Genomic DNA, 25505 nt, shown 5'->3' on the forward strand with positions numbered 1-25505 from the left:
AACGCAATCCCGCAAAACAAGCGTCTTAGCGATTGATCTGAGTTTTTAAACCGTTATTCCAAGTTATAAAAAACCCAAATGAAAGAGGGTGCCTCAGTTTTTAATTGAGACACCCTCTTATCAGACCTGTTATTTTGTTTGACTAAATCCTTCAAAACCTCTGTGGTTTGACTCTTCGTAAAGTCTTTCCGTCGGCAGATTGCGGAAATAATCATAGGTAATTTTTAAACCTTCTTCCCGCGTAACTTTTGGTTCCCAGCCGAGAATCTCTCTCGCTTTCGTAATGTCCGGCTGACGTTGCTTCGGATCGTCTTGAGGGAGCGGCTTGTAAACCACTTTTTGATCCGTTCCGGTCAATTTGATAATTTCTTCCGCAAACTGACCGATGGTGATTTCAACCGGGTTACCAATGTTTACCGGTAATGAATAATCACTCATCAGCAAACGGTAAATACCTTCTACCAGGTCATCTACGTAACAGAACGAACGGGTTTGAGATCCATCTCCGAATACGGTAATGTCTTCCCCCCGCAACGCCTGTCCGATAAACGCAGGTAGTACACGTCCGTCGTTCAATCGCATTCTTGGACCGTACGTATTAAAAATCCGCACAATGCGTGTTTCCAGTTCGTGATAGCGATGGTACGCCATCGTTATCGCTTCCTGATAACGTTTCGCCTCATCATAGCAGCCTCTCGGACCAATCGGGTTCACGTGTCCCCAATAGTCTTCAGTCTGAGGGTGTACCAGTGGATCACCATATACTTCCGAAGTGGAAGCAATGATAAATCTTGCCTTTTTAACACGGGCAAGCCCCAGCAGGTTGTGAGTTCCCATCGCGCCAACTTTCAGCGTCTGGATAGGAATTTTGAGATAGTCAATCGGGCTGGCAGGTGATGCAAAGTGCATAATATAGTCCAGCTCGCCGGGGATGTGCACAAACTTTGTAACATCGTGATGATTGAACTCAAAGTTCGGGTCCGGCATCAGATGTTCGATGTTCCGCATGTCGCCGGTAATGAGATTGTCCATCCCGATCACATACATGCCTTCTTTGAGAAACCGTTCACATAGGTGAGAACCCAGAAAACCCGCTGCTCCGGTAATTAGTACACGCTTCATTTAATGAGAGGTTAAATTCTTTTCTTAATCGCTTTAAGCTGGGATTACTTTTTCTCTTCCGATGCTGAAATAGGTATAGCCCATTTCACGCATTTGTTCCAGCTCATAGAGGTTCCTACCGTCAAAAACTACTTTATTTTTCAACAATTTGCCCATTTTTTCGAACTCCGGCGTACGGAACTGAGGCCATTCTGTGAAGATCATTAATGCGTCCGCATCGTCCAGAGCTGCATAAGGCGTGTGGCAGAATGTTACTCTATCTCCCAGGATACCTTTTACATTTTTCATTGCCTCCGGATCGTAAACGGTCACTTTTGCGCCGGCTTCCAGTAGTGATTCGATGTTTTCTAATGCCGGCGCCTCGCGGATATCATCGGTATATGGTTTAAATGCAAGTCCCCAAACAGCGATTGTTTTGTCCTTGAGACTCCCTTCAAAATAGTTATCAACCATCGGAAGCAATTTCTTCTTTTGATCGTCATTCACTTCCATTACAGATTTGAGGATACGGAAATCATAGTCATAGTCTGCGGAAGTCTTTGCAAGTGCCTGAACATCTTTCGGGAAGCAGCTTCCGCCGTATCCGATTCCGGCAAAAAGAAAACGCTTTCCAATCCGGCTGTCGGTACCGATGCCGCGACGGATATCATCTACGTTTGCGCCCACTTTTTCACAAAGGTTTGCAATTTCGTTCATAAAGGTGATTTTCATCGCCAGGAACGAGTTGGCAGCATATTTGGTCATTTCAGCTGAACGTTCGTCCATGAAAATGACCGGGTTACCTTGTCTTACCAATGGAGCGTATAGTTTTTCCATTACCTTTTTCGCCTTTTCGGACGACGTACCCACCACGACACGGTCGGGTTTCATGAAGTCTTCAACGGCAACACCTTCGCGTAAAAACTCAGGATTTGAAACCACGTCGAATTCTACTTTTGCATTTTTCGCGATGGCAGCATTCACTTTTTCCGCCGTACCCACCGGAACTGTACTCTTATCGATGATCACAGCATATTTGTCAAGAATATGTCCCAGATCGTCAGCCACTTTCAATATATATTTCAAATCCGCCGAACCGTCTTCACCGGGAGGTGTAGGAAGAGCTAAGAAGATTACCTGCGCATCTTTAATACCCTCCGCAAGGTTTGTAGTGAAAACCAAACGGCCTTCTGCGACATTGCGGTCAAAAAGCACATCCAGACCCGGCTCGTAAATGGGGATATCTCCCTTTTGAAGACGTTCAACCTTTCTTACGTCGATGTCAACACATGTTACCTGATTGCCTGTCTCGGCAAAACATGTACCGGTTACCAAACCTACATAACCTGTTCCTACAACTGCAATTTTCATAAAAATGTGATAATTATTATATATAACGTTACGGTATACTCTTATAAAGCAATGGAATTGGATTTAACTAAGCGGAAAGGGTTCAGATTATAACAAAAGTAATTTTTTTAAGCGAATGTTCACCTTCCCCGTTTTGATTTGTTCGTGAGCGGCTAGTGATTTTATTCAAATCTCGTTATCATTGATAATTACAAAGATAATCATCGACAACTATGACTTCAGTAAAATCAGATCTTACGCAAAGTGAACGGAATCAGACTTGTAACCTGATCAAAGAGACGGTTAAGGATTTTTCAGCGGTACAAATCAAGCCATATATAAGAGAGTGGGACGAGGCCCAGCAATTCCCTAAAGCGCTTTTCAGAAGCCTGGGTGACCTTGGTTTAATGGGAATGCTTGTTCCCGAAGAATATGGCGGTTCGGGCCTGGGATATCAGGAGTATGTCACAGCCATTATTGAACTATCCAAAGTCGATCCATCCATTGGTCTTTCCATGGCTGCGCATAACTCTCTTTGCACCAACCATATCCTCATGTTTGGAAATGAAACCCAAAAAAATAACTATTTGCCAAAGCTCGCGACCGGCGCATTTGTAGGCGCGTGGGGACTCACCGAGCCAAATACTGGCTCCGATGCAGGTAATATGCGGACGGTAGCTGTAAAAGATGGCGACGACTGGATTCTGAACGGATCAAAAAATTTCATTACGAATGGTAAAAGCGGCGACGTAGCCGTTGTGATCACCCGAACGGGCGAACCGGGCGACAAACACGGAGCGACTGCATTTATCCTTGAACAAGGCACGCCCGGATTCGCCGCAGGCAGGAAGGAAGACAAGCTGGGAATGCGCGCGTCGGAAACAGTGGAACTGATTTTCCAGGACTGCCGGGTTTCGGATAGCCAGCGTTTGGGGGAAGTCGGCGACGGGTTTATACAATCTCTTAAAGTGCTCGACGGCGGACGTATATCCATTGCCGCTTTGGGTGTCGGTACTGCGTTCGGAGCTTATGAGGCCGCATTGGCTTATTCGAAAGAAAGGCGACAGTTTGGAAAGGCGATCTGCGATTTCCAGGCGATTGCATTCAAGTTAGCCGATATGTATACCGATGTCCAGGCTTCGTCGCTGCTCACATTCCATGCCGCAGCGTTGAAAGATGCCGGTGAAAAAGTGACATTGGCAAGTTCGGTTGCGAAATACCATTCTTCCGAAACAGCCGTCCGCGTCTCGAATGAAGCGGTACAGATCTTCGGCGGATATGGATTTGTTAAAGATTATCCCGTGGAAAAATTTTACAGGGACAGTAAGTTGTGTACCATCGGAGAAGGCACCAGTGAAATCCAGAAAATGGTAATATCAAAAGAAATATTAAAAGATTAACATTTTTAAAACCACCTATCCCGGAGTAACGCCGATGGGCAAATTTCTGCCCTGGTTGGTATATCAAGCATTGCAAGCCTAGCAGGTTATGGCTACATTCGCGATATACCTAACCAATAACCTCATGACCTCACTCATTGTTTTACTGGTACTAGTGGTCCTCACGATCCTGATGACCGTTAAAGTTGTTCCTCAGCAAACCGCATACATCCTTGAAAGGCTGGGCAAATTTTATGCGGTTCTTCAACCCGGTATAAACTTTATTATCCCCTTTTTCGACCGGATCGCTTACAAGTATACGCTCAAAGAAACCGCGATAGATATCCCCGAGCAGATATGCATTACCCGCGACAATGTGCAGGTGCGAATGGACGGAGTGATCTTCATTCAGGTTATCGATCCTAAAAAAGCCGCGTACGGAATCGCAGATTACACATTCGCAGTCATTCAGCTCGCACAAACGACTATGCGTAGCGAAATAGGCAAACTGGACCTTGACAAGACGTTTGAAGAAAGAATGACGATCAACCGCGCAGTTGTAGAATCCATTGACGAAGCTGCTACCGGCTGGGGTGTGAAAGTGCTCAGGTACGAAATCAAGAACATCACACCGCCGCAGAGTGTCTTAATCGCCATGGAAAAACAAATGCAGGCGGAAAGGGAACGCAGGGCCGTGATTTTGCAATCGGATGGCGAGAAACAGGCGGCAATTAATGTTGCCGAAGGTCAGAAACAAAAAGTGGTTCTCGAATCGGAAGGTTTGAGGTTGAGACAGATCAATGAAGCCGAAGGTGAGGCGGCGGCTTTGCGCTCCGTTGCCGAAGCAACGGCAGAAAGCATAAGGCTGGTCGCTCAGGCCATTCAAACGGACGGCGGGGTGGAAGCGGTTCAGCTAAAAGTGGCCGACAATTATGTAGAACAGTTTGGTAAGCTGGCAAAAGCAGGAAATACATTGATACTGCCCGCTAATCTGGCCGATATGGGCTCGCTCATCGCCACAGCTTTAACTGTTGTTAAATCCGAACAGAAAAAATAGTATGGAACTGTCTTTGCCACAAATTTGGCTCATCGTCGGACTGATCATGCTTTTGGCAGAATTGGTAAGTGTCCTTCTCGTCTTTGTATTTTTTGCGGTAGGTGCGCTTTTTACTTCCCTATTAGCAGTTTTGGGTTTCCTACCTACAACAGAAAGTCAGATCCTCGCCTTTTCAGCGATATCCCTCATCTCATTAATGGTTTTCAGAAAACACGCCCGCAGACTACTCAGTCGTACAAATGACTCTGAATACAATGAATTTGTAGGCGAAACTGCATTGGTAATTAAAGATATACCAACAAACGGGGAAGGGAAAATTTACTATCGCGGGGCAGAATGGAAGGCCGTCTCAGTTCACGAGAGCACAATTTCGGCAGGAAGTAAGGTAGTGATCACCAAAACCGACGGGATTGTCCTGATCGTTGAAGAATCCTGACTGCCCTACTTCCTGCCAAATTCTTAACTATTTTTTCAAAGCCTCTTCCACTGCATTTCCAATATTGCCGCTTCCCGGCAATATGTGAAGCAAGGAAGCGATGGTGGGCGCAATATCGGAAACATACGTACGACGTAACGTTTCGCCTTTCTTAACCCCCCAGCCAAACATTATGAAAGGCACCTGCGTGTCGTAATTATAAGGTGTACCGTGCGACGTGCCAGTGGAAGTGCCGTAAAACCAGCCTGGCTGCGCCAAAACCTGAATATCCCCGCTTCTTTTTGCATTTACATTGTTCTTATACAATTCCAGCTGATACGTATTCAGTGGCGCTTTTCCCATGTCCGAAAGATCGACTATATCGGCGATACCAGGCACTTTCAAAGCAGCTTCCCGAACCACTTCTGCCACATCAGACACTTTCAGTTTTTTCTTTTTCAACAAATCATGATCCAGATAAAGCTGATTGTTATCGGTGCTGATCACATATTTATCCTTACCAAATGTGTCATTCAATGCGCCGGTAACAGCCGCAGTCAACAGTTTCCTGTCCACCAAACCGGATGGCAACTTATGTTCAGCCGCAAAGCCGGGAACGTCCACCACACCGTGGTCAGCGGTTAGGAACACGGTATATTCTCCTTTGCCAACCCAGCTATCGAGAAAATTGAACAGATCGGCGAACTCGCGGTCCAATCTCAGAAAATCATCTTGTTGCTCAACGGAATTCGGCCCAACCCGGTGACCTATTTTATCCGTCGATGAAAAGCTGATCGCTAAAAAATCAGTATCCTTTCCTTTTCCGAGATTTTCACCTTTCACAGCCTCGATTGCCATTTCCTTGGTAATCGTATTTCCCCACGGAGTGTCCGTTACGACGCCAAATGCATCCCCCGCCAGACCGGCAAGTTCATATGGAAAAACCGGCTTTTTAGCACCCGGCAACTTACCTTCCCAAGCTACATCGTCCGGTGAGCTTTGGCCATAACTATCCGCAGATAACAGCAAATCCCATCCTTTCTGCAAATATGCCGACGGCATTTTCTTTGCATTATAATCCTTTGCCCATTGCGGCAGATCATCCATGTAAAATGTGCTCGTCACCCAGTTTCCGGTTTTTGAATCAAACCAGTAGGCTGCATTCGCCGTGTGGCCAGCAGGTAATATGGAGCCGCGATCTTTGATTGCTATGCCTATCGTTTTCGAGCGAAAATTGGTAGCAATCCTCAGTTGGTCGGTCACCGTACTGGTGAGTAGATTTTTTGGCGACATTTTACCAACACTCGGATTCGTACTGCCCACGGTTTTCACGGTGCTATCTTCTACACAATACACCTCCTGCTTGGCAATCACATCAAACCACTCATTTCCGACAATCCCATTCACAGCGGGAACAGATCCCGTATATACTGATGCGTGCCCGGCAGCTGTGACAGTTAATGCATACGCATAATGATTATTCCGGCAATTGAACCCCTCGTTCATCATGCGCTTAAAACCACCTTCGGTGTATTGATCGTAATAGCGGTACAGATAATCGTAACGCATTTGATCCACTACAATGCCGACTACAAGTTTCGGGCGCGCGAGCGACGAGGTCGCGGATGAGGATTTTGCAGCTGGCTTTTTGGGAGTCTGGCCAACTACCGAAAGACAGACAAGAAAGGACAGGCCTAGAAAAGTAATTTTCTTCACGGTTTAGGATTTATTTGATTAATGCTTCTTCAACAGGATTACCAACATTGCCACTTGGCGGAAGTATGTGTAACAGCGCAGAAATGGTTGGTGCAATGTCTGCAATGGTCGTGCGACGAAGTGTTTCGCCTTTGTTTATACCCCAGCCATAAAGCAGGAAAGGTACGTGGGTGTCGTAATTATAAGGTGTGCCGTGATCGGTGCCCGTTTTGTAAGTGGCTGCAAACCAACCAGGTTGTACAACAACTTGCAGGTCTCCGCTCCGTTTTGCATTCACATTGTTCTTGAACATTTCCACCTGATAGGTGTTCAGAGGTGCGCGACCGATATCTTTCAGATTAAGTACATCAGCAACTCCTTCCATTGGCAGTAATGCCTCACGCACAACCTTATAGGCGTCAGAAACGCTCACTTTTTTCTCTTTCAACAAGGGTTTGTTTAAATACAGCTGGTAGTTCTCAATGCCGGAAATGTATTCTCCTTCGCCATATGCCTCGTTCAGAGCTTTCACAGCCGCGCGGGTCAATGCAGTTGCGCTCATGAGACCTGCTGGCAAATTATGTTCCTGCCAAAAAGCCGGTACGTCCATTGCGCCATGATCGGCAGTGAGGAAAACGGTATAGTTCCCTTTTCCTGTCCAGCTATCCAGAAAGTTGAATAACTCGGCAAATTCCATGTCGAGTTTCAGGTAATTATCTTCTTGTTCAATTGAATTTGGGCCAAACATGTGACCTATGCGGTCGGGAGAGGAAAAACTTACTGCCAAAAAATCGGTATCCGCGCCTTTTCCAAGATTTTCACCTTTAATCGCCGCAATCGCCATTTCTTTCGTCATGGTGTTTCCCCAGGGAGAAGTCGTAAATGCACCGAACGCATCACCCGCCGTGCCGGTCAGTTCGTGCGGAAATACGGGTTTCTCTGCATTCGACAATTTACCTTCCCAAACCTGATCGTCCGGTGTACTTTGCGTGTACTGATCAATTGGTAAAAGTGCATTCCATCCTTTATTTGCGTACTCTGCGGGTTTTTTAAGATTATTATAAGCAGTTACCCAGCCCGGCAGCGACTCCATATAGTAAGTACTCGTCACAAAATTGCCGGTTTTAGAATCAAACCAATATGCCCCGGAAGCAGCGTGTCCGGCGGGAAGAATAGACGCGCGGTCCTTAATGGCTACTCCGATTGTCTTCGACCTGAAATTGGTTGCAATCCTGAGCTGATCCGTGACTGTGCTCACGAGCAGGTTTTTTGGAGACATTTTCCCGACCGTTTCATTACTGCTACCCACGGTGGCAACTGTATTATCGTCGGTACAATAAACCACTTTGCCCGCTTCCGAATCGTACCATTCGTTTCCGACAATCCCATTAATGGCGGGTAAAGAACCCGTGTAAACAGCCGAATGCCCCGCCGCGGTAACCGTTAATGCATAATGATAATGGTTGTTACGGGCATTAAAACCTTCATTCATCAACCTTTTCAGGCCACCTTCCTTGTATTTATTGTAATACCGGTACAGGTAATCATACCGCATCTGATCGACAACAATCCCGACAACCAGCTTCGGTCTGGCCAGCCTGGACGGTTTAGGAGCTGTTTTGGTTTGTCCGAAAACTACGGGAGTCAGTATAAACAGGATCAGAAATGATCGGATAGCGAGGGTTGAAATGAATTTCATTTGCAGAGAGGCGTAAGCGATGGTTTCAATACTGGGTAAAGATAAGCATGTACTATTTCTAAAACAGAAACCGGTCGCAATATGCAACCGGTTTTCCAATCAGACTTTATACTTGCTCTATTTTTTCTGGCTGCCGCCTAACTGCGCCGGGGCACCTGCGTCAGCAGCACCTTTTTTGGATTTTGAGAAGTCGCCTGCTTTCACGATCACAAGCTTGTTGTAATCAATGTGTTTGTTAAATGCCGCTTTGATCTGTTCAGGAGTTAATGCATCGATTTTTTTCTCAAAATCTGCATCCCACTGCATGGTACGGTTCAAATACAGGTTATTTGATAATGTAGTGGTCAAAGATGCATCCTGCGACCGGGCAACCTGCCGCGATTGCAGATAACCGGATTTGGCAGCTTTCAGCTCTTCTGCTGTAAAACCTTCCTTCAATACCTTATCGATTTCCTCTTTGAATGCAGCTTCCAGTTTCTCGGCATTCTGTGGCGCGTAGATTGCGTAAGACATAAATGTTCCGCTTTTGTCCAGCGAACTCGCAGTAAATTGAGACCCAACCCCGTAGCTCAATCCTTCTTTCTGACGAATGCGCGTCGCCAGCCGGGAGTTCAGAAAGCCGCCTCCAAGCATGTAATTGCCCATGATCAGAGCCGGATAATCGGGATCCGTATCCTGCAATGGCATTCCCATTCCCGCCACAAACATCGCATTTGCTTTATCCGGCGTTTCTAGTGATTTGTTTTCTGCTTTTACGGCAACATACGGTGAGGCAATGCGGGTAAATGGTTTTGCACTTTTCCAGCTACCAAACTCATCGTTTAAAATCTTTTCAATCGCAGCCTTATCAAAATCTCCCACTACCGAGGCTGATGCGTGATTGGCACCATAGAAATCCTTATGAAACTGGCGGATCTGCTCGATGGTCGTTGCTTTGATACTCTCCACATCTTCGTCAAACGTTCCGATATAACGGATGTCGCTTTTTGGATATGGCGTAACAATGCGACGGTACTGGTTGAATGCAATGGCCTGAGGCTCGCTGCGCTGCGACTCAATTCCCGCAAGCTCTTCCTGTTTCAGTTTTTCAAACTCATTTTCATCAAATGCCGGGGTTTTCAATACTTCGGCTACCAATTTTAAAACCGCCGGAAGATTTTCTTTGGTTGTTTCAATGCTGGCACCGGCCTGGTTATTCGCACCGAAGAAGCTTACCCGCGCTTTTAGTTTATCAAACTCATCCTTCACTTGCTGGCGGCTTTTGGTTTTTGTGCCTTTGTCGAGCATCGAGCCAGTGAGGTCCGAAATCGTAGCCTTGTTCATCAGGCTTTTCTCGTCGCCATAACGCAGTGTGATACGCGCAGCAACTACATTTCCACGAGTTGTTTTAGGCAGCAATGCGGTTTCAATCACGTTTGGTTTTTCCGTCCTCGCAGTGCGGCTTTCTACGTTTGCCGGGGACGGATCGAATGCTTCGCCTTCCGCGACAACCGCTTCTCCTTTGTAATTTTTCACGAGATCCTGCACGTTCGGTGCTTCCGGAATTTCCGCGCGTACCGGATTGGATTCCGGCACAAATGTTCCTAACGTTCGGTTTGACGGTTTGAAATAATATTGAGCAACTTTATAAACATCGTCCGGAGTGACTTTTCGGATATTGTCCCTGAACAAAAAGGCAAGACGCCAGTCCCCGGTAGCAATCGACTCACTGATGCTCAACCCTACCCTTTCCGAATTCCGGAAATTGAGGTCCCAGTTTTTCAGGATCGTTGTTTTGGCCCTTTCCACATCTTCCGCAGAAGGTTTGAGTACGACGGCGGAATCAAGTGTCGCTGTAAATGCTTTTTTTGCCTCGTCCAAAGATTTTTCCTTTAATATCTCAGCCCCGAACAACACCATTCCAGGATCGAAAAGCTGAAATGAAAACCCGAAAATGGATGAAGCTTTTTTCGTATTGACCAGATTTTTATAAAGTCTGCCATTGGGTTCAGTAGTAAGTAACTCGGTCAGAACTTCCATCGCTGGATAATCGGCGTGCGAGCCGGGCATAATGTGATAGGCCGCCATCAGCATTTGGACGTCGCCGGTTCTCCTCAGTTCCACAAACCGTTCACCATCCTGAGTAGGTTCAATGGTGTGAGACTTGGGAAGTACGCGCGCAGGTTTCGGTATTTTACCAAAGTATTCATTGACCAGCGCCAACGTTTTGGCCTCATCGATCTTACCCGCAACCGTAACAACAGCATTGTCCGGCTGGTAGTATCTTTTATAAAAAGCCTGCAGATTATCAATGGGCACCTTCTCGATATCCGACCGGTTTCCAATGGTGGACTTTCCATAATTATGCCATAAAAAAGCACCCGAGATCACCCGTTGCATTAACACGCGGAACGGACTGTTCTCCCCCGACTCAAACTCATTCCGCACCACGCTAAACTCACTATCGAGATCTTTTTTAGCTATAAAGGAATTAATCATCCGGTCCGATTCCAGATCGAGCGCCCATTTTAAATTTTCCTCACTTGCAGAGAATGTCGCAAAATAGTTGGTACGGTCGTACCAGGTGGTGCCATTTGGCCGGGCACCGTGCTCGGTGAGCTCCTGCGGGATGTTGGGATGCTTTGGAGTTCCTTTAAAAACAAGGTGTTCAAGTAAATGCGCCATTCCCGTTTCGCCATAACCTTCGTGGCGTGAACCTACGAGATAGGTAACGTTCACCGTTATAGTTGGCTTCGAGGGATCGGGGAACATCAGCACCTTTAACCCGTTTTCGAGATTGTACTCCGTAATACCTTCCACAGAAGTGACTTTCGTCGCGCCTTTTGGCAGCTGCTGCGCCAGTACCGGCGTGGCGAGCAAACCGGCAAGAATCAATCCCGCCAGTTGTGACTTTTTATTTTTCATGACCATTTTGTGATGGGTTAGAGATTTACACCTCTGAAAATAGCGCAGAATATCGCATTTAGCAATGGGTTATGGATAAATGGTTTTCAAAAGTGCCTGCAACATTTTGCAATACTTTGTATGTAATCATTCAAAGCGGCTATATTTATTCCCCAACAGGAATTCTTTGTCCGCGTTACCGTTTCTAAAGTATATAATCTGTAATTCAATGTCCCCCATTCTATTTTTAAAACGCGTTTCCGCATCCTGCCTTGCTATTGTCCTGATGAACTGCTCGGGAGGCATTCCCATTTCCAGTAATACCAAATACCCGATCGAAGTCCTTTATGATAACCAGCCACTCGAACGTCCGTACTCCGAAATCGCGGTGGTTGAGATCAGCAGTGAAGACTCGCTGACCGAGCGCCAAACGCAGGATAAGCGAATGATGTACCGGGGAAATGATGCGAAAACAAAGGAATTGCTAACCGCGAGATTGGTCATGAAGGCACAGAAAATCGGTGCAGATGCGATCATTAATGTCAAATACAAGTATTACACCAGTGTCAACAAGGAAGGTTATCTGTTGAGCGGACTGGCTGTGCGATACCGGGGAGAATAATCACCTCATTTAAACTAAAAACCATGCTTTTTACCGCAGACCTTTCTGATATGCCGGTTGAGGCGGAGTCCAGGGTGATTATCCGCTTCCAGGACTGCGATCCGCTCATGCACCTCAACAACAGTAAGTATTTCGAATACTTCTTCAATGCACGTGAAGACCAGGTTTCCAAGTTATATGGGTTTAGTTTTGAGGCAATGTTCCGGGAGCTGAAAACGAGCTGGGTGGTTTACCAGCATCAGATCGCCTACGTCCGGCCCGCGTTGATCAGTGAATGGGTGCGCATTACCTCACGTGTGATTTATTACAATGAAGACACGATGGTTACGGAATATTTTATGACCAACGATCTGCGGACCGAGCTGAAAACAATGCTCTGGACAACCTCCAAACACATTAGTATCACAAATGGAAAACGGGTGCCGCATCCGAAGGAAGTAATGGATTACCTCACTGCTACCTGTGTTCCGGATCTCGATTTTCCCGGAATGAAATTCAACGACCGCATTCACACAATTAAATATGAGCTGGCCGCGGGTTCTAACGCGTAGAGTTCTTTTCGGAAATCAACCTTTTGCCCGTGGTATCCTGGCGGGTAGAGTCGTGTGGTATGATGTAAGGAATTTTCACCGTGGGCTTGGGAGGCGGAGTAAAGCGGTTGAAACTATGTGTAAACTGCATACTTACCCCACCGGAAGTAAATGTGTTGAGATATAAGCTATTCTGGATGTTGCGGTTATACGCTTTCACTTTCACCGAGCCTCGACTGTTGAGCCAGTACTCCAAAGTCCATTCTCCCAGTAAGCTGGCTGCATTATAGGCAGTTGCGCCCGTCTGACTTTGCGCACCGGAAGAAAAACGTCCGTCACGTGTAACCCGGAACCGGTCATTCAGAAAGCGGTATGAGAATCGCAGCTGTAAGTTATTCAACGCATTCTGATCCAGCGAAAGTCCCGAAACACCTACTTCCAGGTTCTCATTAATACCCGATGCCCAGCGGCTGATCTGGTTCGAAACCAGTTCACTGATGCTGCTTCCCAGGAAATTCTGGCTGCTCACGGCGGCGAGGCTGCTTTCGGGCAATAATTGATTCACCACCAGCAAGCTGCTCACCTGCCGGCTCAGCTCTTGCTCGTCCGATTTCAGCTTATTTTGAAAAGCCTCAAGTTGGCCCCGATAGGAACTTAATGAAGGGTTATCGAGTACTTTAAGATCGTAGCGGATCACCGGCGCCATCAACCCTTCCGACAATCCAATGGTAACTTCTACCGGATACCGTCTCGACAATGCGTCATTACTGTTCGTCCCGTTTGCGGCCGAACTTGTATTAGGCAGCACGCCAGCCAGTGAAACCATCTGAGTATACCCGGCTTTCACGTCCAATTGCGCCCCGTACGGATCGCCCGACCACACAATGCGACTTCCCGGCTTTATACTGAATTTCTTGTTAATGACATTTTGCAGCGTGAAATTGTATTCTCCCCGCTCGATTTCATAAGTACCCACCATTGCGAAATCACCCTGCGTGTCGATATTCAGGTTGAGCCTGCCTGTCCCGACTCCCCGGATGATGTCACCCGTTTGCCTGTCAAATATAATTTCGCAGGTGGCATCCGGCGTCAGGTTAAAATTGAAGTCCATCTTAATGCCTCCCGCCACCTGGCTTCTGGCAGCTGAATCCACGGAACTGACATTGGTACTGTCTACCGGCTTCATCTTACTCACAAACTGAATGTAATCCTGTGTTGCAACCTCCGTCGCGCCGTCGAGTGGGATATGAATCTTCGTGCCTTTATTACTCGTTACATTGGCCTCGATGTTCAGGTTATTGATCGGGCCAAAGACAGCTACCGGGCCGGTAACATACGCAGTTCCGTAGAACATGTCATTGTCCCGGGTTGTGGTATTCAGGATTTTGAAATTGCGGAGATCGGCATTGAAACCCAGTGAAAAATATTTAAACCCATCATGAAAAACCCCGCCACGTAATGCGGCAGTATTCCCGTCGGCATCGGTCAGCAGGATGTTATTTACCGTGATCTCACTTTCGGTAAAGTTGATTTTATCATTAAATGTAAAAACGGACTGGAGGTAATCGAACTTCATTTTGCCTTTGTCCACCATCAACGAGCCCGCCAGTACCGGGGCACTCACATCCCCTTTAATTAAAACGGTACCCTGCGCAGTTCCGCTCACGTCCGATATCAATCCCTCGGCAAATGGCTCGATTGCCTTAAAATCGGCATAACTGAAAATTGCTTTCAGGTCCAGCGTATTGGCAGCGAGCTTGGGCTTGTAAGTCCCCACCAGATTAAATACACGTCTTGCATTTTTACTCAACTGCGCATCTATTTCCAGCTCACTCGTAACCTGGTCCCATTCCCCGCTACCCGACAGGTTACCGAACTCATACTGCGCGTATCCCAGACTCTCGATATTGAAACTTGCATCCAGGATCGCACTGTTGTAAACGTCTTTCATTTTCGCCTTCCCATCCATTATCCCGGCGAGCTTGGTATTGAAAACCGGATTTAAACTTCCCAGTTTAAAGTTTCTGATATCCAGCAAAAGGCTTTTTTCAGGATCCTCAGACGCGGTACCGCTCAAAAAAATACGTTGTTTCCCACTCACCAGCCCCAGGTTCGACATGGTCATGTCCGTCCCTTCAATCGAAATCAGACTTTCGGAAGGAACCGTCCATTCTTCATCCAGGAGGTTCATTTTGGAATTTTTGAAACCAATATCGAGCCCCGCCGGCAGGAAACGGATCTCTCCGGCCAGGTTCGCGCGGTTTGTACTTTTTACCTGATGAATTGCGCCATTAAAATCAATGTGGTCCACGTCCCAGGTACCTTCCAGTTCCATTTTTTCGGTAGGTACCAGCACGCTGATCTGCTGGTTTTGAGAGGTAACCAATGCAGAAGCAAGTACTTCCGCACTGTTTACGAATTTGGAGGTGGTGACGTCCATCTCCGATTTTACAAACTGGTTGGTTCCGTAGCGCACCGTGTCTGAAACCGCATTGAGCGTCAAAACGGCGGTGTTATCGATCTTGAAAATTCCTTCGGCTTTCGCGCCTTTCGAAACATAAATATCCGGGCTCAGGAATGCCAGAAACCGCGAAAGATTCCTGCTTTCCACTTCATATTCAATCTGATAGCGATCGCTGAGAGGCTGGATCGTCTTTTTTGCATAATATGCGGCGCGGTTCGCCTCATTCTCAAAAAAGTAAAGCTTATACTCTTCCATCACCTGGCTCACATCTTCCCAGGCTTGGGTCGGCAGGAAGTTACCGGCCAGTTTAGCGGTTAAAAATTCACTTTCCAGTTTCAGCACACGCATATCCTGCTGCTGACGCGACGAGAAAACCAGCGTATCGATCACCAGGTTCCGCTCTTTGTTTGTCATTAACAAATAGGTATCCAGCAACCTGGCATCTCCAACCAGTTCATCAATGGAATTTCCGGATACATTTACATTCAGCTGTGTCCGTAATGTGATCTGATCTTCCGTAAAGCCGAGTTCTTTCAAGTTGGCTTTTTCGATAATACCCTGAAGATCAAATGCATTCTGAGGTTTGGATAAATCGAATTCACCTGCCAGGCTGACTACAAAATTGCTATCCTTCGCACTGACCTCTCCATTGAAATACTGATTCTGCAGATTTCCTTTCAGCCGGATGTTTTTGTAATAATAATCCCTGAAACCAACCCGTGCCACCAATGCATTCAAATCGGTTGAAGCATATTGCAGCTCCAATCCTTTTCCAAAAATCTTTCCGTCAAAATCGACCTGCTGCCAGGTTTTTTCCTGATCAAGTAATTTTCCCAGCTCAAATGCGTTGGTTCTTACCCTCCCCGAATACGTGGTCGTTTTAGGATCGGCAATATGAAAAACCAGGTCACCTGCCAGCTCGCCAAGCGACGAAGTCGTAGTTGCATTGACCGCAAAATCTTCTAATGTCCCTTTGAATGTCCCGTCCAGCAGCGTCAGACCGAACTTTTGCATGGTAGGATGCATGTCCCACTCGGGATAATACTGGACAATGTCTGCGGGTTCAATCTTGGAAAGAGATAACCGGATGTCCATTTGCACACCTTCGATCTGCGGCAAACCTTTAAAACCCAGGTCACCGACCAGCCTGCTGTTTTTGCCAAAATACAAATCCGTATTAGTCAGCACAAAATCGTCGACTTTCCCATTAAAATCCCCCGATATCTTCCAGGTCTCTCTCAGATTATCGACGTAGCTGGAAAATAATCCAAGATCCCTGGAATCCACATGACTGCCTACCAAATGGCCCTTCATGCGGATCTTATGATTGAAATCGCCTAACTCTCCCGACCGGTTATAGTAAAAAATCACCTCGTCCCTCAGCCTGGAATTGCCGATTTTCGCATCCAGTTCTTTCAGCTCCATTTTCTTTTGGCAAAACAAAAACCGCGTTTCCAGCCCGTGCATTTCCAGGCCGGTCTGTTTATCAATTGTTGCCAGGTTTTTGGTGACAAAAGATATGGTATCACCCTGAACCAGAAAGTTTTTCAGATCTCCGTGCAGATGGTTCAGTTGAAAATGATAATAGTCGAAAACCCTGGACCTGCGATCACGCGAGCGGCGCGGATCGTTGTAGCTGAATGTCCCGTCAATGACTTTTGATTTACCTATAATAAAAGGCGTATTATTCTCCGGCGCATTTTTCGGCCGGGGAATTTCAGGCGCAGTAAGTTCATTAATGCGTTCAATAAAACCATCGATATTCAGATACCCTGATTCGGGAACGATCGACAATTGAACATCCGGCTGAAAAACGTTGACTTCGTCCAGGAAGATTTCGCGGGAAGAGTTTTCAATGATGTTGCTAAGGTTAAGGTTGACATCGATCCGACCGACGTCGATCATATCCTTGTTTTTGGTGTCTTTTACCGAAATACCTTCCAGCGAAACGACATCAAACCATTTGATATTGACTTTTTGAATGGTGATGGGATAGCCAAGCTTGTCGGAAATGCTGGCGGTAACCCGCTGAACTGCCCAGGTTTGGACCGATGGAAGCTGAAGGGCGGTGGTGATGATCCCCAAAGCGATGATCGCAAAGATGATTACAACAACCAGACCATTGCCAAACGCCTTCAGGAATTTTAACATATGAGAGCTTCGCAGGGGATACTGCTTATCTTATTGTTAATGCTTAATTTTGCGAACAATTCATTTGTTATGAACATCCTCGCCATTGAATCTTCTTGCGACGAAACCTCCGCAGCCGTAATAACAAACGGGGAAATCCGCTCCAATGTTGTTGCTACGCAGCTCATTCATACCCAATATGGCGGTGTTGTTCCTGAACTTGCCTCGCGCGCCCATCAACAACACATCGTACCAGTAGTTGATAAAGCGCTGAATGATGCAAAAGTAACAAAAAAAGACCTGGATGCCATTGCATTTACCAAAGGGCCCGGTTTATTGGGGGCATTACTGGTGGGTACTTCGTTTGCCAAGTCCATGGCATTGGGTCTCGATATACCACTGATCGAGGTTAATCACATGCAGGCCCATGTGCTCGCACACTTCATTGACGATCCCAAACCTGCATTTCCGTTTTTGTGCCTGACCGTCAGTGGCGGACATACGCAGATTGTGAAGGTAGCAGGCCCGCTTGATATGGAAATCATCGGCGAAACGAGGGACGATGCCGTCGGCGAGGCATTTGATAAAACAGCTAAGTTGCTGGACCTGCCCTACCCCGGCGGACCATTAATCGATAAATATGCGGCAAAAGGAAACCCGTTGGCCTATCCATTCCCACTACCTGAAATGCCCGGATTGGACTTTTCGTTTAGCGGGATCAAAACTTCTTTTTTGTACTTTTTACAGAAAAGGGTCAAAGAAAATCCAGATTTTATCTCTCAAAATATTGAAGATATCTGCGCGAGTATTCAATTTACATTGGTCGATATCCTGCTTAAAAAACTAAAAAAAGCTTCCCGGGAAACAGGCATTAAAGAAATCGCGATAGCCGGTGGTGTTTCTGCGAATTCAGGCTTGCGTAATGCGATCCAGGAACTGGGTGAAAAACTGGGATGGAATGTGTACATTCCTGCCTTTGAATATTGTACGGATAATGCCGCGATGATCGCGATTGCGGCGCAATTCAAATTTCTTGCCAATGATTTTTGCGATCAGACAGTAAGTCCGATGGCCCGAATGGAGTTTTAAAAAAGAATTAGCTTTCTTAAAAACGTACTCATGAAACACGTTTCCCTGAGTTCCATTTTACTTTTCTGTTTGATAAAAATCCCATTGGTCGTATCGGCGCAAACACCCAGGATTCACAGAAACGACATTACGATCAGGCCTTTTTACAAAATCGACGATACCGATACACAAACGCGCATTGTGTACGACGCGACGGACAAATCGTTTTACACAATCTCCTGGAATGGGGATCTTTATCAGATAAAACCCGGCGCTGACCGAGGATATTCTCATCAGCGACTAGCCAATGCAGACGATCACGCAATCAGTTATTTACAGGGACTTGCATTAAAGGATGGTACCATTTATCTGGTTGGAAATGTGGTCATTAAACAAGGTGTCTCCGGTTATGGCAAGGCTGTAAAAGCGAAGATCACCGGCTCGAAACTGGTCTGGACCGAGGTTTTCAGAACAGCTGAGCACGCTTCTTCCAAAACATTGTACGACCATGCATTCAGTGCCATTTGTTTCTCGCCGGACGGAAAAGACATGTTCATCGCGAGCGGCTCGCGCACCGATCACGGGGAAGTAAAAGATAATGAAGGGTTGTATCCAAATCTCAGGGAAATTGCATTGACAAGCTGCATATTCAAACTCCCGGCAACGACCCAAAACCTGGTTTTATCAAACGATTCCGCATCGCTGGCTCCATACATATATGTGCGGGGCGTTAGAAATGCTTTCAGTATCGCATTTGCGGCAAACGGCGATTTTTTCAGCGTCGAAAACTCAGGTGACCGCGACGATCCCGAAGAAATGAACTGGATCCGGCCGGGCGCTCATTATGGCTTTCCGTGGGAAATGGGGGCAAACGATACGCCGCAACAGTTTTCGGGATACAAAGTAGAAGAAGACAAATTGCTCAATCACGCCTACACCGGTTACAAGATCGGGGCATTTTACGACGATAAAACCTTCCCTAAAAAACCGGCTAATCTTGTTTTCAGGAAACCCATTCAGAATGCCGGGCCCGATGCGGACAAAATCCGGGATGCCGCAACGGGAAAGGTCACGGATGCCAGTGACAACGGGAAGACAATCAGCACGTTTACTGCTCACCGATCACCACTCGGTCTGGTTTTCGATGTGGCGGGTGGTTTGGGAGGTGAATATAAAGGGAAGGGATTTGTGCTGAATTATCAGGCCGGTTCAGAATCTTACGGCCCCATGCAGGATCCCGGACAGGATTTAGTCCTGCTTAATTTGAAAAAGAACGACGCCGGGGATGACTATACCCTGAATGCATATAGTATTGCTACGGAATTCAGAGAGCCGACGGATGCCCGGATCGTCGATAATAAACTTTATGTGCTCGAAGGCAGAGGCCAGATCTGGGAATTATCGTTCCCCAAGGAATTGGTTACCGCCACGCAATTTCCAGCTGGGCGTCCATTCAAAATTTATCCAAACCCCAGTCAGAACAATATGCTGATCGAGCTGCCATTCACGCAGAATGCGGCGGAAATACAGGTACTCGATATTTCCGGCAGGTTGCTGATCAAACAGTCGCAAAAATTGATTGACGGACAGACACAACTTGATATCTCATCACTTCGCAGCGGCATTTATATGCTCAAGGTAGCGACCCAATCGCAACAGCTGACAACCCGATTCCTTGTTAATCCATGAAATACATTTTCCATTTACTGATCTTAATTCTCCCGATCGCATTTCTGTCCTGCTCAGACAATCCCGACCCTGTTGATCCACCAAAACAACTTAATGCGGAATTAACTGCATTTAGCCCGTCCAGCGGCGCAAAAGGGACTTTAATTACCATTGAGGGAAAAAACTTTGGAACAAAAGCCTCAGATATTACATTGAAAATCAATGGTCTCCCGGCTATCGTCAAGTCAGTTAAAGACAATGAGATTACGGCGACCGTTCCGGACAAATGTGGCCTGGGGCCGTTGGTTTTATCACTAAACGGGAAGGAAATCAAGTCCGCCGAAAAATTCCGGTACATCTATAAAGCTACAACCTCCTATTTTACCGGCGGGGAGAAAGGGTATGCCGATGGCGCAGCCAGATCCGTGAAGTTCGAGGGACCGTATAACCTTGTTTTTGATACTAAAGAACTCCTGTATGTCGCCGATCTTGGAAACTGCATGGTGCGAAAGATTGAAAAAGATGGCACTACTTCCACGGTCGCAGGCACACCGCACTCAGGCTTCAAAGACGGAAAAGGGGATCATGCTCTGATGAAATTTCCAATCGATGTAGATGTTGCGCCGGACGGGACCATTTATGTAGCGGACCATCAAAACAACGCAATACGAAAAATAGGCCCGGATGGAACGCTCACAACCCTCACCGGAAATCCGGACCGGGAAGGACTTTTGGATGGTGATCTGGCAACCGCAAAGTTTAAAAGACCATATGGAGTAAAGATAGATCCGTCGGGTATACTTTGGATTTGCGATACGGAAAATGCCGTCATCCGGAAAATTTCGCCGGCTGGGCAGGTTACTACTTTTGCAGGCAGTACGCAAGGCTACGCAGATGGTAAACTTCTTGAGGCAAAATTCTATTTCCCGGCCCATTTGACTTTTGACGAAAATGGTTCCATTTATATTGCAGACAAACACAACCATTGCATCCGCAAAATCACTCCCGATGGAATGGTAACCACTTTTGCAGGTATGCCGGAAAAGCAGGGATTTAAAGACGGCGCGGCAAAAGATGCGATGTTTAACCAGCCCAGTAATGTGCAAATTGATAAATTAGGAAACTTGTATGTTACCGACCTGTATAATCATTGCATCAGGCTAATATATCCGGACGGCTGGGTTATGACACTTGCCGGTCAGCCCGGGAATTTTGGCTATATCGAAGGAACCGGTGCGAATGCAAAATTTTATCATCCCCAGGGAAGTACATTAGATAAAGAGGGGAATCTGTTCGTTACGGATTCTTTTAATAATCGCATCAGGAAATTGACCATCGAATAAAAAATAGTATGCAGCTTTCAGAAATTTGGGTGTATCCGGTTAAATCATTGAGTGGGATAAGGCTTACCGAGGCCGAGGTACTGGAAAGAGGTTTAAAATATGACCGGCAATGGATGATCGTCGATGACAATAATGTCTTCATTACGCAGCGGGTTTTCCACAAAATGGCATTGATAGACGTTTCTCTGGAAGAAACCGGAATGCGGTTTTCCAACCGACTGGAAGAAGATAATGAGGTGTTTGTTCCATTCAACCCTGAAACCAATGAAACCGTTACGGTAAAAATATGGGAAGCCTGGGTGGATGCGGTGACGGTTAGCCCGGATGCTGATAAATGGCTGAGCAAAGAGCTTGGCCAGAGTTTAAGGCTCGTGATGATGCCGACGTCGACAGAAAGGAAGGTACCTGTTAAATACGCTAAAAACGGTGAGAATGTGGGTTTTGCTGATGATTTCCCCTACCTGATCATTTCGCAGGCTTCCCTCGACGATCTGAATACCCGACTACTGGAACCGGTTGCGATGAAGCGTTTCAGGCCAAACTTCGTGGTGGCAGGAACTATGCCTTTTGAAGAAGATCAGTGGAAAAAAATCTCAATAGGAGGTCTGGATTTTGAGTTATTAAAACCCTGCGCAAGGTGCGTTCTCACAACCATCGATCCTGTAACGGCACAAAAAGGAAAAGAGCCATTAAAGACTCTTTCGACCTACCGTATGTTTAATAAGAAAATTTTATTCGGACAAAATGTCGTGGCTACCAGCTTCGGTACCGTTAAAGAAGGTGATACCGTCACCGTTATGGAGATTTAAGCGTCTGTCTCGCTGTTTCCATTGGTCTGGAACGGGCTCTTCATAATACCACGCTCCGAGTTTCGGATGAAATTGATGATTTCATCCCGCTCGTTGGATGGAGGCAATTCCAGCTCTATTTTTTGTAAAGCTTCTGCATTATTCAAACCGCGCATGTAGATGTAGCGGTAAATGTTCTGGATGTCTACGATCTTTTCGTTGCTATACCCTCTCCTGCGTAATCCGACTGAGTTGATACCCACATAAGAAATCGGCTCGCGAGCTGCCTTTGTGAATGGAGGAACATCCTTGCGAACAAGTGACGCGCCGGAAACGAACGCATGCGCGCCGATTTTAACAAACTGATGTACAGCACTTAATGCACTGATAATCGCCCAGTCACCTACATGTACGTGACCCGCCATTTGTACATTGTTGCCGATAATGCAGCTGTTTCCTAATCTGCAGTCGTGGGCAACGTGTGCATACGCCATAATCAGGCAATCGGAGCCAACCACTGTTTTCCAGTGTTCTTCGGTCCCTCGACTGATCGTCGCATATTCCCGGATCGTCGTATTATCGCCGATGATTGTGAGCGTGTACTCATTGTTGTATTTCAAGTCCTGCGGCGTCGATGAAATGACGGCCCCGGGAAAAATACGGCAGTTTTTCCCAATCCTCGCACCCGCATTGATTACAGCGTGTGATCCTATCCAGGTTCCCTCACCAATTTCAACATCGGCATGGATCATTGCGAATGGCTCGATTTCCACATTCTCAGCGATCTTAGCGCTCGAATGGATATATGCTAACGATTGCGTCATTTTTTCTTTACCAGGCTTGCTATCATATCCGCTTCACATACCAGCTGACCTGCGACGTACCCGCGGCCACTCATTTTTACGATTCCCCTTTTCATCGGAGATGTAAATTCGCATTTAAAAATAACGGTATCTCCGGGAAATACATTGCGTCTGAACCGGCAGGCATCGATCCCGATCAGATATGGCCAGTAGTTATCAGGGTCCGGAACGCTGGTCAAAACCAGGATTCCGCCCGTTTGAGCCATTGCTTCCAACTGAAGTACACCTGGCATCACCGGATTTCCAGGGAAATGCCCCAGAAAAAACTGCTCGTTGATCGTCACATTTTTAACACCCACCACGCTGTTTTCATCCAAAGCAATGATCTTATCGATCATCTGGAATGGGTAGCGATGCGCCAGCAACTGTGCGATCTGATTGATATCAAAAACCGGTGCTTTGTGCGGGTCATACTGAGGAATATCGCCTTTGCCGGATTTGATCAGTTTTTTGATTTTCTTAGCCAAAGCCACATTTGCCGCGTGCCCCGGACGTGCTGCCAGGATCTGCGCTTTAATGGGCCGGCCGATCAATGCCAGGTCACCGATCAGGTCAAGCAATTTGTGCCGAGCCATTTCATTTGGATAATGAAGGTCGACATTGTTCAATATGCCTTTTGATTTGTTGACGCTCACTTTTGGTTTCTTCAAAAGCTGCGAAAGATGGTCGAGCTCGCCATCCTGAACTTCGCGGTCTACAATCACGATCGCATTGGTCAGGTCACCACCTTTAATGAGGTTTTGCCCATATAATGCTTCCAGCTCATGCAGAAATACGAATGTGCGGCATTCGGCAATATCGTCTTTAAATAACGTGATATCATTTAACGAAGCATGCTGACTACTGATCACGGTCGAATTGTAATCGACCATCACAGTAAGCCGGTAATCAGAAAGGGGCAGGGCTACCAGTTCGGTATCCTTTTCTTTATTGATATAATGAACATACTCGGGAACTTCGAAATAGTTGCGGTACGCGTTTTGTTCTTCAATACCCGCATCAAGCAATGCATCGACGAACTTAATTGAGCTGCCGTCCATGATTGGTGGCTCCGGACCATCGAGCTGGATCAGCACATTGTCGATCTGTAATCCTACGAGCGCGGCAAGTGTATGCTCAACGGTATGAATTCTTGCGCCGTTTTGCTCGATAGTCGTACCTCTCGAAAGATCTACGACATTGTCAACATCCGCATCTACAATAGGCTGGTCGGGTAAATCAACGCGCTGGAATTTGTATCCGTGGTTGGCTGGTGCGGGGACAAAAGTCATTGTCGCAACTACTCCTGTATGTAAACCCACCCCAGTTACGGATACAGACTTGGCGATGGTTTGTTGTTTTTCGTTCATTATGAATTCTTTTCTACTTCGAGGTGCGTTGAGTTATTGCTGCTTGATCGACTCCTGTAAATCAGGTGTTTCCTGCTTGCTCTCCAGTTCTTTCAGCCTCTCTTCCATTTCGGGAAGCCTCCTTACCTGAGCCATCGACCGTAAATGTTCATTAAGATCCCTGGCAGGCGAGCCCGACAGCGAAAGTCCCTCTTTTTTTATTGATTTGCCCAAACCACTTTGAGCCCCTATTTTGGTTTTATTGGCAATGGTAATATGTCCGACAATGCCAACCTGGCCTGCAATGATGCATTGTTCACCAATGGTCGTAGAACCGGAGATACCTGACTGCGCCGCAATTACGGTATTTTTTCCAATCTCTACGTTATGAGCGATCTGCACTAGATTGTCGATTTTCACACCTTCGCGGATAATCGTCGAACCCATAGTCGCACAGTCGATCGTCGTATTGGAGCCGATGCTAACATTATCTTCAATGACGACATTGCCAAGCTGGGGAATGGTTTTATACGTTCCATCCGCCTGAGGAGCAAAGCCGAAACCGTCTCCTCCGATCACAGTGTTCGCGAAAATGGTGCAGTTCTTACCGATAACGGTATTGTCATAAATGCGTACGCCCGGATGAATGATTGAATATTCTCCGATCGTAACATGATCACCAATGTAGGTATTTGGATAAATTTTTACTTCATCCCCGATCACACAGCTTTTACCGATATATGAAAAAGCCCCGCGGTAGCAATCTGCACCAACCTGGCTGTTTTCTCCGATAAAACTGGGTTGTTCGACTCCGGTTTTGTTGAAAGAAAGACGCTTTTGGTACTCTTCCAACAAAATGGTGAATGCGGTGTACGCATTGTCGACATATATAAGTGTAGCAGTGATTTCTTTCTTCGGGACAAAATCCTTGTTGACGATCACCGCCGAAGATTGTGTGGTGTAAATGTGGGATTCGTACTTACTGTTAGCTAAAAACGAAATACAGCCCGGTCGCCCTTCCTCAATTTTAGCAGCCGAATTTATTGTTATTTTATCATCTCCAACAATGGTTCCATCAAGCATTTGAGCAATCTCGCTGACAGTAAATTTCATATTATTCGG

At 46.5% G+C, this 25505-nt stretch carries 18 protein-coding genes; 9 read left to right on the plus strand and 9 right to left on the minus strand.

Translation table 11 applies throughout. From position 1 onward, the window contains the following. Nucleotides 1-129: 129 nt before the first annotated feature. Nucleotides 130-1122, minus strand: a complete 993-nt coding sequence (locus tag LZG72_RS03360) for a UDP-glucuronic acid decarboxylase family protein (RefSeq protein WP_233867521.1) — start codon at nucleotides 1120-1122, stop codon at nucleotides 130-132. Nucleotides 1123-1155: 33 nt separating this feature from the next. Then, on the minus strand, nucleotides 1156-2472 hold the full coding sequence (locus LZG72_RS03365; protein WP_233867523.1) for a UDP-glucose/GDP-mannose dehydrogenase family protein: 1317 nt from the start codon (nucleotides 2470-2472) through the stop codon (nucleotides 1156-1158). A 212-nt stretch (nucleotides 2473-2684) separates the two neighbouring features. Here LZG72_RS03365 and LZG72_RS03370 point away from each other — a divergent pair, with 212 nt between their 5' ends. The 3 genes from LZG72_RS03370 (at nucleotide 2685) to LZG72_RS03380 (ending at nucleotide 5323) form a co-directional block, all read left to right on the plus strand. Next, complete coding sequence (locus tag LZG72_RS03370; protein ID WP_233867525.1) at nucleotides 2685-3851, plus strand: acyl-CoA dehydrogenase family protein; 1167 nt, start codon at nucleotides 2685-2687, stop codon at nucleotides 3849-3851. 124 nt (nucleotides 3852-3975) lie between these two features. After that, nucleotides 3976-4887, plus strand: coding sequence for an SPFH domain-containing protein (locus LZG72_RS03375; protein ID WP_233867527.1), 912 nt, complete (start codon nucleotides 3976-3978; stop codon nucleotides 4885-4887). Nucleotide 4888: 1 nt separating this feature from the next. Beyond that, nucleotides 4889-5323 carry an NfeD family protein gene (locus LZG72_RS03380; RefSeq protein WP_233867529.1) on the plus strand — a complete coding sequence of 145 codons (435 nt, stop codon included), beginning with the start codon at nucleotides 4889-4891 and terminating at the stop codon, nucleotides 5321-5323. Nucleotides 5324-5350: 27 nt separating this feature from the next. Here the strand turns inward: LZG72_RS03380 and pafA (LZG72_RS03385) are convergent, their stop codons facing one another. The 3 genes from pafA (LZG72_RS03385) to LZG72_RS03395 form a co-directional block, all read right to left on the minus strand. Continuing rightward, complete coding sequence (gene pafA / locus LZG72_RS03385; RefSeq protein ID WP_310590540.1) at nucleotides 5351-7018, minus strand: alkaline phosphatase PafA; 1668 nt, start codon at nucleotides 7016-7018, stop codon at nucleotides 5351-5353. 10 nt (nucleotides 7019-7028) lie between these two features. After that, on the minus strand, nucleotides 7029-8696 hold the full coding sequence (gene pafA / locus LZG72_RS03390) for an alkaline phosphatase PafA (RefSeq protein ID WP_233867531.1): 1668 nt from the start codon (nucleotides 8694-8696) through the stop codon (nucleotides 7029-7031). Between the two features lie 117 nt (nucleotides 8697-8813). Next, a complete protein-coding gene (locus LZG72_RS03395) occupies nucleotides 8814-11600 on the minus strand; it encodes a M16 family metallopeptidase (protein ID WP_409017653.1) in 2787 nt (928 codons plus the stop codon). A 208-nt stretch (nucleotides 11601-11808) separates the two neighbouring features. Between LZG72_RS03395 and LZG72_RS03400 the strand changes: the two genes are divergently transcribed. Beyond that, complete coding sequence (locus tag LZG72_RS03400) at nucleotides 11809-12201, plus strand: hypothetical protein (protein ID WP_233867535.1); 393 nt, start codon at nucleotides 11809-11811, stop codon at nucleotides 12199-12201. A 23-nt stretch (nucleotides 12202-12224) separates the two neighbouring features. After that, the gene (locus tag LZG72_RS03405; protein WP_233867537.1) at nucleotides 12225-12752 is read left to right on the plus strand and encodes a thioesterase family protein; all 528 of its coding nucleotides are present in this window, start codon (nucleotides 12225-12227) and stop codon (nucleotides 12750-12752) included. Here LZG72_RS03405 and LZG72_RS03410 read toward each other — a convergent pair. Then, nucleotides 12742-17346, minus strand: coding sequence for a translocation/assembly module TamB domain-containing protein (locus LZG72_RS03410; protein WP_233867539.1), 4605 nt, complete (start codon nucleotides 17344-17346; stop codon nucleotides 12742-12744). The two genes, LZG72_RS03405 and LZG72_RS03410, sit on opposite strands and share 11 nt — an antisense overlap. 69 nt (nucleotides 17347-17415) lie before the next feature. Here LZG72_RS03410 and tsaD point away from each other — a divergent pair, with 69 nt between their 5' ends. From tsaD to LZG72_RS03430, 4 genes are read left to right on the plus strand one after another with little or no spacing between them, the layout of a single operon-like run. After that, nucleotides 17416-18414: a tRNA (adenosine(37)-N6)-threonylcarbamoyltransferase complex transferase subunit TsaD gene (gene tsaD, locus LZG72_RS03415; protein WP_409017660.1), complete on the plus strand. Its 999-nt coding sequence runs from the start codon at nucleotides 17416-17418 to the stop codon at nucleotides 18412-18414. Between the two features lie 30 nt (nucleotides 18415-18444). Then, a complete protein-coding gene (locus tag LZG72_RS03420; RefSeq protein ID WP_233867545.1) occupies nucleotides 18445-20082 on the plus strand; it encodes a T9SS type A sorting domain-containing protein in 1638 nt (545 codons plus the stop codon). Then, nucleotides 20079-21404, plus strand: a complete 1326-nt coding sequence (locus tag LZG72_RS03425) for an IPT/TIG domain-containing protein (RefSeq protein ID WP_233867548.1) — start codon at nucleotides 20079-20081, stop codon at nucleotides 21402-21404. Before LZG72_RS03420 ends, LZG72_RS03425 begins: the two co-directional genes overlap by 4 nt. Before the next feature lie 8 nt (nucleotides 21405-21412). Then, nucleotides 21413-22213, plus strand: a complete 801-nt coding sequence (locus LZG72_RS03430; protein ID WP_233867551.1) for an MOSC domain-containing protein — start codon at nucleotides 21413-21415, stop codon at nucleotides 22211-22213. Here LZG72_RS03430 and lpxA read toward each other — a convergent pair. Genes lpxA through lpxD form a run of 3 tightly spaced genes read right to left on the minus strand, consistent with a single transcriptional unit; the run spans nucleotide 22210 to nucleotide 25496 of the window. After that, nucleotides 22210-23016, minus strand: a complete 807-nt coding sequence (lpxA, locus tag LZG72_RS03435) for an acyl-ACP--UDP-N-acetylglucosamine O-acyltransferase (RefSeq protein ID WP_233867554.1) — start codon at nucleotides 23014-23016, stop codon at nucleotides 22210-22212. The genes LZG72_RS03430 and lpxA overlap by 4 nt on opposite strands. Beyond that, nucleotides 23013-24404, minus strand: coding sequence for a bifunctional UDP-3-O-[3-hydroxymyristoyl] N-acetylglucosamine deacetylase/3-hydroxyacyl-ACP dehydratase (locus LZG72_RS03440; protein WP_233867557.1), 1392 nt, complete (start codon nucleotides 24402-24404; stop codon nucleotides 23013-23015). Before LZG72_RS03440 ends, lpxA begins: the two co-directional genes overlap by 4 nt. A gap of 33 nt (nucleotides 24405-24437) precedes the next feature. After that, complete coding sequence (gene lpxD, locus LZG72_RS03445) at nucleotides 24438-25496, minus strand: UDP-3-O-(3-hydroxymyristoyl)glucosamine N-acyltransferase (RefSeq protein WP_233867560.1); 1059 nt, start codon at nucleotides 25494-25496, stop codon at nucleotides 24438-24440. Nucleotides 25497-25505 lie beyond the last annotated feature (9 nt).

The sequence above is a fragment of the Dyadobacter sp. CY323 genome (assembly GCF_021390245.1).
Lineage (GTDB): Bacteria > Bacteroidota > Bacteroidia > Cytophagales > Spirosomataceae > Dyadobacter.